This window comes from Streptomyces sp. NPDC001093, from assembly GCF_040298985.1.
GTDB lineage: Bacteria > Actinomycetota > Actinomycetes > Streptomycetales > Streptomycetaceae > Streptomyces.
Genome location: NZ_JBEPBF010000082.1, coordinates 18,060 through 36,667 on the forward strand (window position 1 = coordinate 18,060; position 18,608 = coordinate 36,667).

Annotated in this window: 13 protein-coding genes; all 13 read left to right on the forward strand. The window is 70.1% G+C overall.

Translation table 11 applies throughout. From position 1 onward, the window contains the following. The first annotated feature begins 130 nt into the window (after window positions 1-130). The 13 genes from folC to ABT288_RS32090 all read left to right on the forward strand — a co-directional run bounded on the left by folC (window position 131) and on the right by ABT288_RS32090 (window position 18,536). Window positions 131-1,642: a bifunctional tetrahydrofolate synthase/dihydrofolate synthase gene (gene folC / locus ABT288_RS32030; RefSeq protein ID WP_351615155.1), complete on the forward strand. Its 1,512-nt coding sequence runs from the start codon at window positions 131-133 to the stop codon at window positions 1,640-1,642. Between the two features lie 9 nt (window positions 1,643-1,651). Beyond that, complete coding sequence (locus tag ABT288_RS32035) at window positions 1,652-2,014, forward strand: DUF4233 domain-containing protein (RefSeq protein ID WP_351615158.1); 363 nt, start codon at window positions 1,652-1,654, stop codon at window positions 2,012-2,014. Window positions 2,015-2,080: 66 nt separating this feature from the next. Next, complete coding sequence (gene ndk, locus ABT288_RS32040; protein ID WP_351615161.1) at window positions 2,081-2,494, forward strand: nucleoside-diphosphate kinase; 414 nt, start codon at window positions 2,081-2,083, stop codon at window positions 2,492-2,494. Window positions 2,495-2,804: 310 nt separating this feature from the next. Then, entirely contained in the window at window positions 2,805-3,824 is a 1,020-nt protein-coding gene (locus tag ABT288_RS32045) for a rod shape-determining protein (protein WP_031158632.1), read from the forward strand. Window positions 3,825-3,987: 163 nt separating this feature from the next. Beyond that, on the forward strand, window positions 3,988-4,929 hold the full coding sequence (gene mreC / locus ABT288_RS32050; RefSeq protein WP_351615164.1) for a rod shape-determining protein MreC: 942 nt from the start codon (window positions 3,988-3,990) through the stop codon (window positions 4,927-4,929). A 14-nt stretch (window positions 4,930-4,943) separates the two neighbouring features. Continuing rightward, entirely contained in the window at window positions 4,944-5,621 is a 678-nt protein-coding gene (gene mreD, locus ABT288_RS32055; RefSeq protein ID WP_351615167.1) for a rod shape-determining protein MreD, read from the forward strand. A 137-nt stretch (window positions 5,622-5,758) separates the two neighbouring features. Then, entirely contained in the window at window positions 5,759-8,017 is a 2,259-nt protein-coding gene (gene mrdA, locus ABT288_RS32060) for a penicillin-binding protein 2 (RefSeq protein ID WP_351615170.1), read from the forward strand. Beyond that, window positions 8,014-9,210, forward strand: a complete 1,197-nt coding sequence (gene rodA, locus ABT288_RS32065; RefSeq protein WP_351615173.1) for a rod shape-determining protein RodA — start codon at window positions 8,014-8,016, stop codon at window positions 9,208-9,210. Before mrdA ends, rodA begins: the two co-directional genes overlap by 4 nt. Window positions 9,211-9,333: 123 nt before the next feature. Next, window positions 9,334-10,833 carry a CYTH and CHAD domain-containing protein gene (locus ABT288_RS32070; RefSeq protein ID WP_351615176.1) on the forward strand — a complete coding sequence of 500 codons (1,500 nt, stop codon included), beginning with the start codon at window positions 9,334-9,336 and terminating at the stop codon, window positions 10,831-10,833. 70 nt (window positions 10,834-10,903) lie between these two features. Then, window positions 10,904-12,874, forward strand: coding sequence for a TIGR03960 family B12-binding radical SAM protein (locus ABT288_RS32075; RefSeq protein ID WP_351615179.1), 1,971 nt, complete (start codon window positions 10,904-10,906; stop codon window positions 12,872-12,874). 462 nt (window positions 12,875-13,336) lie between these two features. Further along, window positions 13,337-13,891 (forward strand): hypothetical protein, encoded by a 555-nt coding sequence (locus ABT288_RS32080; protein WP_351615181.1) that lies wholly within the window; start codon window positions 13,337-13,339, stop codon window positions 13,889-13,891. A gap of 318 nt (window positions 13,892-14,209) precedes the next feature. After that, window positions 14,210-15,253, forward strand: a complete 1,044-nt coding sequence (locus tag ABT288_RS32085) for a zinc-dependent alcohol dehydrogenase family protein (RefSeq protein WP_351615184.1) — start codon at window positions 14,210-14,212, stop codon at window positions 15,251-15,253. 226 nt (window positions 15,254-15,479) lie between these two features. Then, window positions 15,480-18,536, forward strand: a complete 3,057-nt coding sequence (locus ABT288_RS32090) for a SpoIIE family protein phosphatase (protein WP_351615187.1) — start codon at window positions 15,480-15,482, stop codon at window positions 18,534-18,536. Window positions 18,537-18,608: the final 72 nt, after the last annotated feature.

Here is an 18,608-nt window from a genome sequence, read left to right on the forward strand (position 1 = left end):
GAGTGAAAGCCCCCGGTGTGTTCGAGGTACCGGGGGCCTTCGCTTGCCCGCACGGCATCGCCGCCGCTGCTTCAGCGGGCGTCCCAAGCCACTGCATCCATTGTCGGTGCCGCTCCGTAAACTGGGCCCTGTGAGCGACCCGAACGGCACCGACCAGCCCGACCCCCTCGACCACTTCGACGAGATCATCGAGGCCGAGACCACCCGTGACCCCGACCTCGCGGTCATCGAGGCCGGCAGCCGCACCCTGCGCACCCAGGGAGGCCCGCCGCAGGCCGACGTACCCGCGCGGCCCGAGGACCCGGAGGTCGACAAGGCCCTGCGTGAGGTCGAGGCCGAGCTGGCCACCCGCTGGGGCGAGACCAAGCTGGAGCCCTCGGTCAGCCGCATCTCCGCGCTGATGGACGTCCTCGGCGAGCCCCAGCGCTCGTACCCCTCGATCCACATCACGGGCACCAACGGCAAGACCTCCACCGCCCGCATGATCGAGGCCCTGCTCGGCGCCTTCGAGCTGCGCACCGGCCGCTACACCAGCCCTCACGTGCAGTCGATCACCGAGCGGATCAGCCTGGACGGCGCCCCGGTCTCCGCCGAGCGGTTCATCGAGACGTACCAGGACATCAAGCCGTACGTCGAGATGGTGGACGCGTCGCAGGAGTACCGGCTGTCCTTCTTCGAGGTCCTGACCGGCATGGCGTACGCCGCCTTCGCGGACGCCCCCGTGGACGTCGCCGTCGTCGAGGTCGGCATGGGCGGTTCCTGGGACGCCACCAACGTCATCGACGGTGACGTCGCCGTGATCACCCCGATCGACCTGGACCACACCGACCGCCTCGGCGAGACGCCCGCGGAGATCGCCGGCGAGAAGGGCGGGATCATCAAGCAGGACGCGACCGTGATCCTGGCCCAGCAGCCGGTCGACGCGGCGCAGGTGCTGCTGAAGAAGGCCGTCGAGGTGGACGCCACCGTGGCCCGCGAGGGCCTGGAGTTCGGGGTCGTCGCCCGGCAGGTCGCCGTCGGCGGGCAGCTGCTCACCCTGCGCGGCCTCGGCGGCGAGTACCCCGAGGTGTACCTCCCGCTGTACGGCGCCCACCAGGCGCACAACGCGGCCGTGGCGCTCGCCGCCGTCGAGGCGTTCTTCGGTGTCGGCGCCCAGCGCGCCGAGCCGCTGGACATCGACGCCGTCCGCAGGGCCTTCGCCGCCGTGTCCTCGCCGGGCCGCATGGAGGTCGTACGGCGCTCCCCGACCATCGTGCTGGACGCCGCGCACAACCCGGCGGGCGCGCGGGTGACCGCCGAGGCGGTGCAGGAGGCGTTCGACTTCAGCCGGCTGATCGGCGTGGTCGGCGCGAGCGGCGACAAGAACGTACGGGGCCTGCTGGAGGCCTTCGAGCCGATCTTCGCCGAGGTCGTCGTCACGCAGAACTCCAGCCACCGCGCCATGGACGCGGACGAGCTGGCCGCGCTCGCCGTCGAGGTGTTCGGCGAGGAGCGGGTGCAGGTCGAGCCGCGGCTGCCGGACGCCCTGGAGGCCGCGATCACGCTGGCCGAGGAGGAGAGCGAGTTCGCGGGCGGCGGTGTGCTCGTCACCGGTTCCGTCATCACCGTCGGCGAGGCCCGGCTGCTGCTGGGGAAGGGCTGAGGATCGCGGATGCGTACGCTCTGTGCATCGACACTGATCGGTGAGTTCTTCGTCATCGGCTTCGCCGGGCTCGTCGCCATGAAGGACCCGAGCCTGTCCGTGTCCACGGTCTGGCTGGTCAGCGGCATCGCCATGCTGCTGTGTGTGCTGCTGTGCGGCATGGTGACCCGGCCCGGCGGGGTGGCCCTCGGCTGGGCCCTGCAGCTCGCGCTGATCGCCTCCGGCGTCTTCGTCCCGACCATGTACTTCATGGGCGCGGTGTTCGCGGCGCTGTGGTGGGCGTCGGTGCACTTCGGCAGAAAAGTGGACGAGGCGAAGGCCGCATTCGCCGCCCGGGCGGAGTCCGGCTCGTCTACACCTGACGCTGCGTAACGGGGGTCCCGACACGCCCTGTAACCTCGTCCCACCACCGCAGACGACCTCAGAAGGAGTCCACCCGTGAGCCAGCGCACCCTCGTCCTGCTCAAGCCCGACGCCGTCCGTCGCGGCCTGACCGGCGAGATCATCAGCCGTATCGAGCGCAAGGCCGGCTGGCAGATCACCGCGCTGGAGCTGCGTACCCTGGACCGTGCCACGCTGGAGCAGCACTACGGCGAGCACGTCGGCAAGCCGTTCTACGAGCCGCTGGTCGAGTTCATGTCCTCCGGTCCGGTCGTCGTGCTGATCGTCGAGGGCGAGCGGGTCATCGAGGGCGTGCGCGCGCTCGCCGGCCCCACCGACCCGATCGCGGCCGCGCCGGGCTCCATCCGCGGCGACTACGGAGTGATCGTCCGCGAGAACCTGATCCACGCCTCCGACTCCGAGGAGTCGGCCGAGCGCGAGGTGAAGATCTTCTTCCCGGGCCGGGCGTGAGCTCCCGCTGAGTTTTCGGTAATTTTTCTGAGTGGGCGTCAGCTCTGTTCGGTGGCGCCTGACCAGGGACGGCCGTACATTTCCGGCCGTCCCTTGGCATATGCCTTGCCGTTCGGGGGAACGCGTGCCTCCGATGGACCGTCTCCACAAGCGGGGCGGGCGGCCATCTGGTGACAATGGCGGAGACCCTCGCGCAGTGTTCGTGCAGGCGCGTTTACGATGGAGGCCTTCACGTCACAGCACCCGCCTCGCCGACCTGATATGCCCTCAAAAGCTGGGGAAGGCCAGATGAATCCGGATGGGGAACTCAATGTCGTTCATCGGCCGTGACATGGCTGTCGACCTCGGGACCGCCAACACGCTGGTGTACGTCAGGGGTCGCGGGATCGTACTCAACGAGCCGTCCGTCGTCGCGATCAACACCAACACGGGTGGGATCCTCGCGGTCGGTGCCGAAGCGAAGAAGATGATCGGCCGGACGCCGGGCAACATCGTGGCCGTCCGCCCGCTGAAGGACGGCGTGATCGCCGACTTCGAGATCACCGAGCGGATGCTCCGCTACTTCATCCTGAAGATCCACAAGCGGCGGTATCTCGCCCGGCCGCGGGTCGTCGTCTGTGTGCCCTCGGGCATCACGGGCGTCGAGCGCCGCGCCGTGATCGAGGCGTCCTCCCAGGCGGGTGCGCGCCAGGTGCACATCATCGAGGAGCCCATGGCGGCCGCCATCGGCTCCGGCCTGCCGGTCCACGAGGCCACGGGCAACATGGTGGTGGACATCGGCGGCGGCACGACGGAGGTCGCGGTCATCTCGCTCGGCGGCATCGTCACCGCCCAGTCCATCCGGGTCGCGGGCGACGAGCTGGACAACGCGATCATCCAGTACATCAAGAAGGAGTACAGCCTTCTGCTGGGTGAGCGCACGGCCGAGCAGATCAAGATCACGATCGGTTCGGCGTACGACCTCGACGCCGACGAGCACACCGAAGTCCGCGGCCGGGACCTGGTGTCCGGGCTGCCGAAGACCGTCGTCATCTCGGCCGCCGAGGTCCGCAAGGCGATCGAGGAGCCGGTCAACGCGATCGTCGACGCGGTCAAGACGACCCTCGACAAGTGCCCGCCGGAGCTGTCCGGCGACATCATGGACCGAGGAATCGTTCTGACCGGCGGCGGAGCCCTGCTGCGCGGGCTCGACGAGCGGCTGCGCCGGGAGACCGGCATGCCGATCCACATCGCCGAGGACCCGCTGGACAGCGTGGCGCTCGGCTCCGGCAAGTGCGTCGAGGAGTTCGAGGCGCTGCAGCAGGTCCTGGACGCCCAGCCGCGCAGATGACGTCGCTCTTCGATTCCGCCGTACGAGACGTTCTCCTCTCGTGCGGCGGATCGTTGATATAGAGGCATAAGCTCCCCAAATGGGCCCCTCGGGTTTGCGTTTCGCGCATCGCACCGCAAAGGGGCTCCCGAATTCCTATTGAGGAAGGGCACGGCCGCCGCACGTGAGGGACACGAAAGAGAGCCGGCTGCTTCTGGTCCTGCTGATCGCCATCGCGTTCGCGCTGATCACGGTCGACATCCGCGGGGGCCGGAACTCCCCGGTCGACGGTGCCCGGCAGGCCGCGGCCGCGGTGTTCGGCCCCGTCGAGAACGGCCTGTCCTCGGCGGTCGATCCGGTCAGCAACGCCGTCTCCGCGATCCGGGACTCCGGCAACCGGCACGACCGGCTCGCTCTGCTGGAGACGGAGAACGCGGCCCTCAAGGCGAAACTCGGCAGCGACGACCGCAACCGCAGCCGGCTGAACCAGCTCGACAAGATGCTGAAGATCGCCGGCGAGGGCCAGTACGGCATCAAGGGCGCCCAGGTCATCGCCATAGGAGCGGCCCAGGGCTTCTCCTGGACCATCACCATCGACGCCGGCGCCAACGACGGCATCAAGCGCGACATGACCGTCCTCAACGGCGACGGCCTGGTCGGCCGCGTCACCACCGTCGGCCCCGACACCTCCACCGTGCTGCTCGCCAACGACCCCGACTTCACCGTCGGCACCCGCATGGAGGGCAGCGACGAACTCGGCTTCGCCTCCGGGCAGGGCGACCGCCCGCTGCGCGTGGAACTGCTCAACGCCAAGGCGGAGGTGAAGAAGGGCGACCGGCTCGTCACCTTCGGCTCGGAGGCCGACCGGCCGTTCGTGCCCGGCGTGCCGGTCGGCGTGGTCTCCCGCATCGAGCCCTCCAACGGCGGCCTCACCCGCACGATCTACGTCACCCCGTACGTCGGCTTCACCAAGCTCGACATCGTCGGCGTGGTCGTCCAGGCCCCGAAGAAGGACCCGCGCGACGAGGTCCTGCCGGCCCAGCCCAAGCCGGTTCCGACGCCGACGGTGACCGTCACGGTGACCCCCTCGGCGGGCGCGAACAACACGACCGGCCAGCAGCACTAGGAGCTGACTCTTCCATGCGCCTCAACCGGATCCTGCTCTCCAGCGCGCTGGTCGTCGTGGCCCTGGTGATCCAGGTGAGCGTCCTCGCCCGCCTGCATCTGCCGGGCGCCGTCCCGGACCTGCTGCTGCTCACCGTCCTCGGCCTCGCCATGGTGTACGGCCATGTGGGTGGCGCCCTCGTCGGCTTCGGTGCCGGCCTGCTCGCCGACCTGGCCCCGCCCGCCGACCACGCGGCCGGCCGCTACGCCCTCGTACTGTGCGTCACCGGCTACTTCGCCGGGCTCATCAGGCCGGACAACGGCCGCCTGAAGTCGGCGACCGGCCCGATGGCCGTCGTGGTGGCCGCCGCCATCGGCTCCACGCTGCTGTACGCGGGCGTCGGCGCGCTCGTCGGCGACACCGCGGCCCGCCATGTCGGCCTGCCCGGGCTGCTGTTCTCGGCGGCCCTGTACGACCTGCTGCTCGCCCCGTTCGTGGTCCCGGGCATCATGTGGCTGGCCCGCCGGGCGGACAACGATCCGCTGACCGAGTCCGGCCCCGCCGCCAAGGCCGGCGACATCTCCGCCGGCTGGCTCTCCTCCGGCACCGGCCTGCGCATCGGCAGCCAGCGCGGCGGCTTCGGCGCGCTGAAGGCCAAGGCCCGCACCCGCTCCACGCGGGTCGGCCGGATCAAGGGGGTCAAGCGGCTGTGAGCGCGGGTCAGGCGGTCGAAACGCCCGGGGAGTTCACTCGAACGGGTCAGCATTCGTGGAACGCGGGTTCAGAGGCTGGTCGTTCATCATTCGTACGCGTTCTCGCACATGCGCACTGAGAGGGGGAGGCAACCGCAGTGACCAACATCCCCGAGACCGGCCGGACCCCACGGGTCCAGATCCGGCTCGTCGTGATCCAGATCCTCGTCCTCTCCCTGCTCGGCACGCTCGGCGGCCGGCTCTGGTACCTGCAGATCCGCGAGGGCGCCCAGTACCAGAAGGAGGCGTCCGGCAACCACGTCCAGCAGGTCGTCGACCCCGCCGTGCGCGGTGACATCCTGGACGCCCGCGGGGTGGCCCTCGCGGACAACGAGACCCGCCTGGTCGTCTCCGCCTCCCGCACCGACCTGCTCAAGCAGAAGGACGACGGCAAGGCGGTCCTCACCAAGCTCGCCGGTGTCCTCGGCGTGAATCCCGCGGACGTCATCCAGAAGGTCCGGCTGTGCGACGCCAAGACCCCCAAACCGTGCTGGAACGGCTCGCCGTACCAGCCGATCCCGATCACCGACCAGGCGACGCCCAAGCAGGCCCTGCAGATCCGTGAGCGCGCCGAGGACTTCCCCGGCATCACCGCCGAGCCCGAGGCCGTGCGCCGCTACCCGGGCCCGGGCAACGCCAACACCGCGCAGGTGCTCGGCTATCTCTCGCCCGTCACCGACGCCGAGATCCAGAAGGCCAAGGGCACCGACTCGCCCTATCTGCGCTCCGACATGGTCGGCCGCTCCGGCCTGGAGCGGGAGTACGACAAGGAGTTGCGCGGCAAGGCCGGCGTCACCCGCTACGAGGTCGACAACCTCGGCCGGGTCATCGGCAAGGCCAGGTCGGACGCCGCCGAGCCCGGCTCCAACCTGGTCACCAGCATCGACTCCCGCGTCCAGCGCGTCGCCGAGTACGAGCTGGACAAGGCGATGAAGGCCGCCCGCCAGCAGTTCGACAAGAACACCGGCGAGAACTTCAAGGCCGACTCCGGAGCGGTCGTCGTCATGGAGGCCAAGACCGGCCGGATCGTCGCGATGGCCTCGGCACCGACCTACGACCCGAACGTGTGGGTGGGCGGCATCTCCGCCAAGGACTACAAGGCCCTCACCGGCAAGGACTCCGACTACCCGCTGCTCAACCGGGCCATCCAGGGTCAGGCGGCCCCCGGTTCGACGTTCAAGGTGGTCTCCACGGCCGCCGCCGTCCAGGCCGGCTACCCCTGGGACGGCGGCTACCCCTGCACCAGCTCCTACTCGGTCGGCGGCCAGGTCTTCAAGAACTTCGAGGGCGAGAACTTCGGCCCGATCTCCCTCGGCCGCGCCCTGGAGGTCTCCTGCGACACCGTCTTCTACGGCCTCGGCGACCGGGAGTGGAAGAAGGACGGCGGTATCAACCCCAAGAAGGGCCAGCCCAAGGACTGGTTCTTCAAGACCGCCCACCAGTTCGGCCTGGGCAAGGAGACCGGCATCGACCTGCCCAACGAGGTCACCGGCCGCGTCCCCGACCGCCAGTGGAAGCTCGACTACTGGAAGGCCAACAAGGACGCCTGGTGCAAGAGCGGCAAGAAGGACGGCTCCTACGTCGAGAAGATCGCCTACGAGAACTGCCTCGAAGGCAACAAGATGCGCGAGGGTGACGAGATCAACTACTCCATCGGCCAGGGCGACACCCTCGTCACGCCGATCCAGGAGGCCATGATCTACGGCGCCGTCGCCAACGGCGGCACCGAGTACGTCCCGACCATCGGCAAGGCGGTCATCAGCGCCGACGGCAAGAGCGTCCAGGAGATCAAGCCCAAGGTGGAGCGCAAGCTCCCGGTCAGCCAGGCCACCCTCAAGGGCATGGACGACGCGTTCGCGGGCGTCATCACCCGCGGTACGGCCGCGTGGAAGTTCAACGGCTGGCCGCAGAGCAAGATCGCACTGCACGGCAAGACCGGTACCGCCGAGGTCTACGGCAAGCAGACCACCGGCTGGCTGGCCACGTACTCCAAGGACTACTCGGTGATCATGACGATCTCCCAGGCCGGTACGGGTTCCGGTTCCGCCGGTGAGGCCGTGCGCAACATCTACAGCGCGCTCTACGGCGTCCAGGGCGACGGCTCCATCGACACCAAGAAGGCGCTGCTGCCGGAGCCGCAGAAGGGCCTGCCGAAGGTCCGCACGGACGGCACCATCGAGGCCCCGACGGTCGCCGGCGACCCGGCGAAGGACGCCGAGGCCTCCCAGCAGAACAACCCCAGCAACGGCAGCGACCAGCAGCCCGCCACCTCGCCCTCGCCCACCACGGGCAACCGCAACACCCGCAGGCGAGGACGCAGGATCCCCGGGCGGGGAAGCCGGAGGATGCCCTCATGACCGGCGCGAACAGCTTCTCCGTCTCCGGGTACGGCCCCGAGCGGGCCGGCTGGACCAGGATCTTCGCCCGTGACTCGCTGGCCCGCAGGCTCGACTGGCCGATACTGCTGGCCGCCGTCGCGCTGTCCCTGATCGGGTCCGCGCTGGTGTTCTCGGCGACCCGCAACCGCACCGAGATCAACCAGGGCGACCCGTACTTCTTCCTGGAACGCCACCTGATCAACCTCGGCATCGGGTTCGCCCTGATGATCGCCACGCTCTGGCTGGGCCACCGCGCCCTGCGCAACGCCGTGCCGATCCTCTACGGCCTGTCGGTGCTGCTGGCCCTGACCGTCCTCACCCCGCTCGGCGCCACCATCAACGGCCAGCGCAACTGGCTCGTCATCGGCGGCTTCTCGCTGCAGCCCGCCGAGTTCCTCAAGATCGCGATCATCGTGGGCATGGCGATGATGCTCGCGGCCCGGGTGGACGCCGGCGACAAGATGTACCCGGACCACCGGACCGTGGCGCAGTCCCTGGGCCTCGCGGCCGTACCGTGCCTGATCCTGCTGCTCATGCCGGACCTCGGCTCGGTGCTCGCCATGGTGGCCATCATCCTGGGCGTGCTGCTCGCCTCCGGCGCCTCCAACCGCTGGGTCTTCGGCCTGCTCACCATGGGTGTGATCGGCTGTGTCGCCATCTGGCAGCTGCACATCCTGGACCAGTACCAGATCAACCGGTTCGCCGCCTTCGCCAACCCGGGACTGGACCCGGCGGGCGTCGGCTACAACACCAACCAGGCCCGGATCGCCATCGGCTCCGGTGGCCTGACCGGGGCCGGGCTCTTCCACGGCTCGCAGACCACCGGCCAGTTCGTACCCGAGCAGCAGACCGACTTCGTCTTCACGGTCGCGGGGGAGGAGCTGGGCTTCCTCGGCGCCGGCCTCATCATCTTCCTGCTCGGCGTGGTGCTGTGGCGGGCCTGCCGCATCGCCCGCGACTCCACCGAGCTGTACGGGACGATCGTGGCCGCCGGGATCGTCGCCTGGTTCGCCTTCCAGTCCTTCGAGAACATCGGCATGACCCTCGGCATCATGCCGGTCACCGGTCTGCCGCTGCCGTTCGTGTCGTACGGCGGCTCGTCGATGTTCGCCGTTTGGGTGGCCATAGGACTACTGCAGTCGATCAAGGTCCAGAGACCCATGTCGGCGTAGGCCTCCGGCGGTCCGGCGGGTGCTGGACAGGGCGCCGTTCGCCGGGTGGACCACGGGAGTTTTCCGGCCATTCACCCGGCGCTGCCCCTGCCGCACCGCCTCGCGGACAACTAGATTCGATCCATGGCGGATGCGAAACGCGAGATCGAGCGCAAGTACGAGTCCGACGACAGCGGGCTGCCCGACCTGACCGGCGTCGGCCCAGTGGCGGCCGTCCTGGACAAGGGCCTACTGGAGCTCGACGCCATCTACTACGACACCGCCGACGAGCGCCTGACCGCCGCCGCCCTGACCCTGCGCCGCCGCACCGGAGGCTCGGACGCGGGCTGGCATCTGAAGTTCCCGGTCGAACCGGGCGTGCGGGACGAGATCCGGGCCCCGCTCTCCGACTCCGTCCCGGAGGAGATCGCCGCCCTGGTCCGCTCCCGGGTCCGGGACGCCGAGCTGGTCCCACTGGTCCGGCTGCGCTCCGCCCGGGACGTGCGCCACCTGGTCGACGCCGACGGCACCCTGCTGGCCGAGGCGAGCGTCGACGCCGTGACCGCCGAGCGGCTCGGCGGCAAAGGCGGGACCGCGCAGTGGACCGAGATCGAGGTGGAACTGGCCGACGAAGGCGACCCCGCCTTCCTGGACCTGGTGGACAAACGGCTGCGCAGGGCGGGCGTACGCCCCTCGAAATCACCGTCGAAACTCGCCCGGGCCCTGGACCAGACAGGAGGACCGCGCCGCGGGAAGCACAAGCCCGCGCCGCCGGTGACGGCCGGCGACCACGTGCTCGCCTATCTGCGCGCCCAGCGGGACGTACTGGTCGAGCTCGACCCCGCCGTCCGCCGGGACGTGCCCGACTCCGTGCACCGCATGCGGGTCGCCACCCGCCGCGCCCGCAGCACCCTGCGCAGCTTCCGCTCCGTCCTCGACCGCGCCGCCACCGACCCCGTCGCGGACGAGCTGAAGTGGCTCGCGGGCGAGCTGGGCGTGGGCCGCGACCAGGAGGTGATGGCCGAACGCCTGACGGCCGCCACGGACGCCCTCCCGTCCGACCTGGTCGCCGGACCGGTCCCCGAACGACTCGCCTCCTGGGCCGAGGCCCGCCGCGGCGGCGCACATGCCCATCTGACCGGCGTACTGGACTCCCGCCGCTATCTGACCCTGCTGGACACCCTGGACGCCCTCCTCGCCGACCCGCCGCTGCGCAAGGCCGCCGGGAAGAAGCCGCAGAAGGTGCTCACCAAGGCCATGGACAAGGACCTGGCGACCCTGTCCGCCCTGGTCGAGCGGGCGATCGGCGTCCCGCCCGGCGAGGAACGCGACCTCGCCGTGCACGAGGCCCGCAAGAAGGCCAAGCGCACCCGGTACGCGGCCGAGGCGGCCACCGCTGCCCTCGGCAGACCGGCCCGCTCCCTGACCAAGGACATGAAGTCCCTGACCACCCTCCTCGGCGACCACCAGGACAGCGTCATGACCCGCCTGACCCTGCGCGAGCTGTCCTCGGTGGCCCACGCGGCAGGGGAGAGCGCCTTCACGTACGGGGTGCTGTACGGGCGCGAGGAGGCCCGGGCGGCACGCGCGGAGGCGGAGCTGCCCGCCCTGTGGAAGGAGATCACGTCCGGGGCGACCGGCTGAGCGTGCGGGGGAGGTCCTCGGCCGGGTTAGGCTTGATGGTCACCCCTGTCAGCTCACGAAGGTTCGCGAGATGCCTGCCGAAGCCGCCGAGTCGGTGTTCCCGCAGCTCGAAGCACTGCTCCCGCACGTGCAGAAGCCCATCCAGTACGTCGGCGGAGAGCTCAACTCCACCGTCAAGGACTGGGACGAGTGCGAAGTCCGCTGGGCACTCATGTACCCGGACGCGTACGAGGTCGGCCTGCCCAACCAGGGCGTCCAGATTCTCTACGAGGTCCTCAACGAGCAGGAGGGCGTCCTCGCCGAGCGCACCTACAGCGTGTGGCCGGACATGGAGACGCTGATGCGCGAGCACGGCGTCCCGCAGTTCACGGTCGACAGCCACCGCCCGGTGAAGGCATTCGACGTGTTCGGCCTCAGCTTCTCCACGGAGCTGGGCTACACGAACATGCTCGCCGCCCTGGACCTCGCCGGAATCCCCCTGGAGTCCAGGGGGCGCACGGACGACGACCCGATCGTCCTGGCGGGCGGCCACGCCGCCTTCAACCCCGAGCCGATCGCCGACTTCATCGACGCGGCGGTCATCGGCGACGGCGAGCAGGCCGTGCTCGACATGACCCGGATCATCCGCGAGTGGAAGGCCGAGGGCCGCCCCGGCGGCCGCGAGGAGGTGCTGTTCCGCCTGGCGAAGACGGGCGGGGTGTATGTCCCGGCGTTCTACGACGTCGAGTACCTCCCGGACGGCCGCATCGCCCGAGTCGTCCCCAGCAGGTCGGGCGTTCCGTGGCGCGTGTCCAAGCACACGGTGATGGACCTCGACGAGTGGCCCTACCCCAAGCAGCCCCTGGTCCCCCTGGCCGAGACGGTTCACGAGCGCATGTCGGTGGAGATCTTCCGCGGCTGCACCCGCGGCTGCCGCTTCTGCCAGGCCGGCATGATTACCCGCCCGGTCCGCGAGCGCTCGATCACGGGCATCGGCGAAATGGTCGACAAGGGCCTCAAGGCAACAGGCTTCGAGGAGGTGGGCCTCCTGTCCCTGTCCTCCGCGGACCACTCGGAGATCGGCGACATCGCCAAGGGCCTGGCCGACCGCTACGAGGACGACAAGATCGGCCTCTCGCTGCCCTCCACCCGCGTCGACGCCTTCAACATCGACCTGGCGAACGAGCTGACCCGAAACGGCCGCCGCTCGGGCCTCACCTTCGCCCCCGAGGGCGGTTCGGAGCGCATCCGCAAGGTCATCAACAAGATGGTCTCCGAGGACGACCTGATCCGCACGGTCGCCACGGCCTACGGCAACGGCTGGCGCCAGGTGAAGCTGTACTTCATGTGCGGCCTGCCCACGGAGACCGACGACGACGTCCTGCAGATCGCCGACATGGCGACGCGCGTCATCCAGAAGGGCCGCGAGGTCTCGGGCTCGAACGACATCCGCTGCACGGTCTCGATCGGCGGTTTCGTCCCCAAGCCCCACACCCCCTTCCAGTGGGCCCCGCAGCTGAGCGCGGAGGAGACGGACGCCCGGCTCGCGAAGCTCCGCGACAAGATCCGCGGCGACAAGAAGTACGGCCGCTCGATCGGCTTCCGCTACCACGACGGCAAGCCGGGCATCGTCGAGGGCCTCCTCTCCCGCGGCGACCGCCGCATCGGCGCGGTCATCCGCGCGGTGTACGACGACGGCGGCCGCTTCGACGGCTGGCGCGAGCACTTCTCCTACGACCGCTGGATGGCCTGCGCCGACAAGGCGCTCGCACCCTACGGCGTCGACGTCGACTGGTACACCACCCGCGAGCGCACCTACGAGGAGGTCCTGCCCTGGGACCACCTCGACTCCGGCCTGGACAAGGACTGGCTCTGGGAGGACTGGCAGGACGCCCTCGACGAGACGGAGGTCGAGGACTGCCGCTGGACCCCGTGCTTCGACTGCGGCGTCTGCCCGCAGATGGACACGGCCATCCAAATCGGCCCGACCGGCAAGAAGTTGCTGCCGCTGACGGTCAAGAACGCAGCTCCGGCGCCGGCTTCGAGTGGGCACTCGCACTGAGGTGGGGGAGGCACTCGATCGGGTGATTGAGATGCCGGCGGGAGTGTGTGAGGACGAGGGGGAGGACGGACTCCACGCTTACGGATGACTGTGTGAGCCGTTGAGCCCCTTGCCTGGCAGCAAGGGGCTCAACGGTATCCCGTGCCGAGAGAAGGGGTGCGTCGGTCACGACATCGTCTTTTCCAGTAACAACGTCTATTCCCGCGACCGGGGGCACTGGCCCTAGGGCTCGCAAGAAAACTCGTTGTGAACGTGAAGGCGAAGACCGGGAACTGAACTGCGGCGCCCGCATCACGGCTTGCGGCGGGGGAGAGGAGTGCCCGCGCTCGGGCCCCGGCCGTTGGCTGAAGAGATTGCCAGGTCGGTCGGCTGGCCCTTGTGGTGCGCCGTGTGCGTGTGCCGGGGTGTCGACGTGCCGGTGCGGTGGTTGCGTCCTTGAGGGGCAGTGGCCACCGTGAACGGGTGATTCTCGTTCCAGGCTGGATGTGGCAGCGGGGGTCGGTGTGCCGGGCTGTGGGCGCCGGACTTGCCGCCGGTGTCTTCTTCGGGGCCTTCGTTCTCATCGAGGCGAGGTCATGGGCGGGCGCCGCGGTGGTCTTCGTGGTGCTGAGCCTTTTCTACGGGGTCCGGGTGGCACGCCGTATGGACAGGATCTGGCCCGAGGCCAAGGGCATGAACCGCGCCGATCGCGCGGCTGTGGTGCGCGCCACCCGGCGGGGCGAGGCCATCGGCGATCCCCGGCTGGCGCCCTCCGTCATCGGGTACGTCGGCGCCCTGCGCCGGGCCGCCGAGGAGGAGCGGCTGCGCCGCTGGGTTGTCCTGCTCGTCACCGCGCTCGCGCTCGTTCTCGCCGTGTACGACACCGTGATGAGCGCCACGGGCGAGATCACCGCCTCGTGGCTGATGGTCGTGCTCCTCCTGGCCGACCTGATGTGGTGGCCTCGCAGTCGAGCCGGCCTTCTGGCCCGAGCCGATCGGGCGGCAGGGTCGGCCCGCCGCATGACGGACGCGGGTTGAACACGGGCGGGAGCGACCGGGTGGCCCGCGGGTGAGCGAGGAGGAGGTGACCGCTGCGCCAGGCGCGGTCGGCGTTTCGCGTCCTGGCCCGCCGGTGCCGTCGGCTGCCTTCCGGGCGTTCGCGCCGCGGTGCATGGTCCGCCGCCGGGAATCTTTCGGGGGCCGGGCGTAGCGTGAAATGACGGATTCATATCCGAACTCAGTGTGGCGCGCTGCGGCGAGCGGTCCTGATCACTGGCCTCAGGAGGCCGCACGAATCCAGCGCGCCGACACGTTTCTCGGGCGCTGAGAGACGAAAGGCCGCTCATGCCTCGATCCATGCGCGCGCTCGTAGCCGTAGAGGCCGGCGAGCCCACCGATGTCCTGCGGCTGGAATCCCGGCCTGTTCCCACGCCGGAATCCGGTCAGGCGCTGATCCGTGTGAAGGCGACTCCGATTCACGCCAGTGATCTGCACGTGCTGCGCGGCCGCTACGGCTTCTCCCCGGGGTTTCCCGCTGTCGGGGGTCACATGGAATGCGTGGGTCGTATTGCGGCCCTGGGCCCGGATACCGAGGGACTGAGGGTCGGTGAGCGCGTGGTGGCCGCTGTGGTCCCGGCGGTACCCGGGCCCCCCGTGGCCGGCACCTGGCAGGAGTACCTCGTTGCCGACACGCGAAGGCTGCTGCCGGTCCCTGACCAGCTGAGCGACTCCAGCGCCTGTCAACTCGCCGTCAACCCGTTGACCGCGCTGCTCCTCGTGACGCGCGAACTCGACGTACAGCCGGGCGAATGGCTGCTGCAGACGGCCGCGGGCTCCACCGTCGGCCGGCTCGTCATTCAGCTGTCCAGGCATCTGGGTGTTCGCACGATCAATGTCGTGCGGCGACGCGATGCCGTCGAGGAGATCAAAGCGCTGGGTGGTGACGAGGTCATCTGCACCGAGGACGAGGACCTGGTGCGGCGTGTGGCTGAGACAGCGGGGCCGGCCGGCGTGCGGAAGGCCGTCGACTGTGTCGCGGGGCCCGTGGGTGCCCAGGTGTCCCAGGCCTTGGCTCCGGGAGGGGAGCTCGTGGTCTACGGCGCGCTCTCGACCCATCGGCAGACCGACCCTGCGGCACTGACGATCCCGCTGCAGGCACGCTCGGTCATCTACGAGACCAAGGCCGTCCGTGGCTTCTGGCTGAACCGCTGGTTCGGCACTGCCCCACCGGAGGATGCGCTGCGCGCGCTGTCCCGGGTTCGCGGTCTCGTCGTCGACGAGGTGCTGAGCATCCCCCGGGGGCGGACGTTCCCGATCGAAAGCTTCAAAGAGGCCGTCTCGCTCGCCGAAGCACCCGCACACGGCAGCAAACCGCTCTTCGTCTTCGAAGACGGCCAATGATCAACTGTGCTGCGCGTGCCGCACCAGCCGTCGGGCAAAGCCTCAGGGGCGACGAGCGGTGAGGTGATCCCACTGTCGGTTCATCGATGCGAGCGGTTCCCCTGAGTGGGTGAAATCGCTTAAATTGTCCCGACTAGGATGGATGTGGATTGTGCGGATGTAGATCGCTGCAGGTACGCATCCGACCCCATGTGGCTCAGCGGGCCAGCGGAGGTGACTGTCGGCAGTGGTGAAGTCCAGAGGCGGCGATGCGCACAACACCGACCCGTTCATGCCCCGCTCCTCCCATCCGCTGCACCAGCCGCAGGGCTCGGGGACCGTACAGGCCGTACGGCCTTCGGAGCGGCCCCTCATACGGATGCGGCTGCTCGAAGCCGTGGACGAGGACCGGCGCGACGTCGACGTGCTGCTGACCGCGCTCCAGCAGGCGGTGGCCGAGGTGCACGGCTTGGGCGGCATGGTTCATCTCCCGGGCGGCGGTATGAGCGGCATCCTCTACCTGGTCGCTCACAGCGGCCTGCCGGAGTCGATGATCCGGCCCTGGCTGATCATCCCGGCACGGGGCACGGCGCCGCCCAGCAGGGCCGCCCGCGAGGACGCCCTCACCTGGCAGCCCGACCTGGCCCCGCCCGACCCGGTGCCGGGCCGGGACCCCGCTGCCCTGTGGCCCTCCCGAGTCCCCGCCGGCATCGCTCACCTGGCCGTCCCCATTCCGGGCGGCCGGCGACGGGGCGCGCTCTCGGTCCTCTTCGCCCCGGGCGACGAGCCCGGCGCGGCGGAGTGCTCCTTCCTGAACGAGGTGGCGGCATGGATGTCCGAGAGGCTCAGGTCGTCCGGGATCCTCGGTCCGTCCGCCACCCTGCTGCGCGCCCTGGAGAACGGGGCGGGACCGCGGGAGACTCCCCCGTGGGACGCCGAGGGGGAGGCATCCCGGTGGGACGCGGAAGGGGTGCCATCCATCACGTACACCTGGGACCTGCGGACCGGTGAGCTGACCTCCGACCGACCCGTCGAGGAGGTGCTGGCCGGCATCGATCCGGGGGTGATGGCCGGCGGCATCGAGGCGTGGGCGGAACTGATCCACCCGGACGACCTGCCGGGGGCGGTCAGCGGCTTCGACATGGGCATCCAGCTCCGCGGCGGCTTCCAGGACGAGTACCGGGTCCGGCGCCAGGACGGCACGTACCTCTGGATCGAGGCTCGCGCCCGGACGCTCACGGACGAGGAGGGGACACCGGTGAAGGTGATCGGCACCCTCCGGGACAGCAGCGAGACGCACACCGCCGCCGAGTCGGTGGGTCGGGCGCTGCGGCACATGAGCGACGGCTTCGTCTCCCTGGACACGGACTGGCGCATCGGATTTCTCAACCAGGCCGCCGAGCGGCTCTTCGGCGCCGCGGGCGATGTGGCCGGAGCCCTGCTCTGGGACATTCCCGCGCTGCATGCCGTGCCGGGGCTGGAGCAACGGTTCCGGGCCACGGCGGCCGAGGGCCAAGCGGCCGGATTCGACGTACCGGGGCCGGACGGGACGTCCTGGTACCACCTGCGGCTGGTCCCGGTGCCGCAAGGCCTGACGCTCTACATCACCGACACCACCGAGCGGCATCTGCGGGAGCTCGAGCGGTCCGCGGCGGAGCGGGCGGCGGCGGAGCGGGCGGCCCTGGTGCAGCGGATCACGCGGGAGCTGGCCGAGGCCGTCACGGCGCAGGATGTGATGGCCGCGGTGGCCGACGGCGTGATGACCCCCCTCGGGGCCACCGGACTCGTCATGCTCGGCGTGGTCGGCGACCGCCTGACCGTGGTCGGCTCCCGGGGATATTCGGAGCGCTTCACCCGGCAGCTGGACGGGCAGTGGACGGTGAGGGACACCACCAGCCCGCTGGGGGACGCCCTGCGCACCCGCACCACGCTCTTCATCTCCTCCCCGGAGGAGTTCCTGAATCGATACCCGAGGACCGAGATCCTGATCCGGGAGGGTGGCAAGCAGGCGTGGGCCTTTCTGCCGCTGGCGGTATCGGGGCGCGAGATCGGCGCGGCGGTGATCTCCTTCGGGCGACCGCGGGTGCTGAACGATGACGAACGAACGCTGCTGACGGCGCTCAGCGGACTGATCGCGCAGGCCCTGGAGCGGGCCGGGCTCTATGACGAGGCGACGACCCGGGCCCGTACTCTCCAGCGCAGCCTGCTGCCGCGGGCCCTGCCCCAGCTGCCCGAGGTGACGGCGGCGGCGCGCTACCAGCCGGCCAAACAGGGGGCCGACGTGGGCGGCGACTGGTACGACGTGATCCCGCTGTCCGCGGCCCGGGTGGCGCTCGTGATCGGCGACGTCATGGGCCACGGCATGGCCGAGGCCGCCACGATGGGTGCCCTCCGCACGGCCGTGCGCACCCTCTCGGAGCTGGAGCTGCCACCCGACGAAATCCTCGGTCACCTCAACGACATCGTCGGCGACCTGGGCAACGATGCCTTCGCGACCTGCCTGTACGGCATCTACGACCCGGTGACCCGGCGTCTGTCGTACGCCAGCGCCGGTCATCCGCCCCCGGCGGTGGCCCACCCCGACGGCCCCGTCACCTTCCTGCCCATGACCCCGGACCCGCCGCTGGGGGTGGCCGCTCCCCCCTTCGAAACCCTCGAGACCCTGCTGCCCGCCGACAGTCTGCTCGCCCTCTACAGCGACGGCCTGGTCGAGAGCAAGGACAGGGACGTCACCACGGGCATGAGCCGCCTCGCCGAGCTCCTCCTCCAGTCCGTGAACGCCATGCCGGCCGCACCGGCGGACGCGTCCGGCCTGGATGCCCTCTGCGCCACCCTCACCTCTGCTCTCCTGCCCGCCCAAGGCGCGCTGGTGGACGACGCCGCCCTGCTGCTGGCCCGCACCCACCCGCTGGACGCGGAGAACGTCGCGGAGTGGCCGTTGCCGGAGGACCCGATGGCGGCAGGCCAGGCCCGTGAGCTGGTCCGCGCCCAGCTCACCGACTGGGACCTGGCCGACGAGGACCTGATCATGACCACCGAACTCCTGGTCAGCGAGCTGGTCGGGAACGTCGTACGGCACGCCTGCGGCCCCATCCGGCTGCGCATGCTCCGCAGCCGCGCACTGATCTGCGAGGTCTCCGACGCCAGCCTGACCACGCCGCACATCCGCCACACCTCCGCCACCGACGAGGGCGGCCGAGGCCTGCAGCTCATCTCCGCACTCTGCCGGCGCTGGGGCACCCGGCACACCCGGACCGGCAAGTCCATCTGGACCGAACAGCCTCTCCCCACGGCCTCGGCCTGACGCGCGAGCTCACTGACGTGAGTGAGGCTCGCGGGTCCGATCTCGGCCCGGTGCCGGGTGCGGACTCGGCCG

What these genes read in the sequence shown, in the direction of transcription:
- mreD (WP_351615167.1), top strand. Translation starts at nt 4,944, where the DNA reads ATGCGCCTCAACCGGATCCTGCTCTCCAGCGCGCTGGTCGTCGTGGCC.
- ABT288_RS32035 (WP_351615158.1), top strand. Translation starts at nt 1,652, where the DNA reads ATGCGTACGCTCTGTGCATCGACACTGATCGGTGAGTTCTTCGTCATC.
- ABT288_RS32070 (WP_351615176.1), top strand. Translation starts at nt 9,334, where the DNA reads ATGGCGGATGCGAAACGCGAGATCGAGCGCAAGTACGAGTCCGACGAC.
- rodA (WP_351615173.1), top strand. Translation starts at nt 8,014, where the DNA reads ATGACCGGCGCGAACAGCTTCTCCGTCTCCGGGTACGGCCCCGAGCGG.
- ABT288_RS32085 (WP_351615184.1), top strand. Translation starts at nt 14,210, where the DNA reads ATGCGCGCGCTCGTAGCCGTAGAGGCCGGCGAGCCCACCGATGTCCTG.
- ABT288_RS32045 (WP_031158632.1), top strand. Translation starts at nt 2,805, where the DNA reads ATGTCGTTCATCGGCCGTGACATGGCTGTCGACCTCGGGACCGCCAAC.
- ABT288_RS32075 (WP_351615179.1), top strand. Translation starts at nt 10,904, where the DNA reads ATGCCTGCCGAAGCCGCCGAGTCGGTGTTCCCGCAGCTCGAAGCACTG.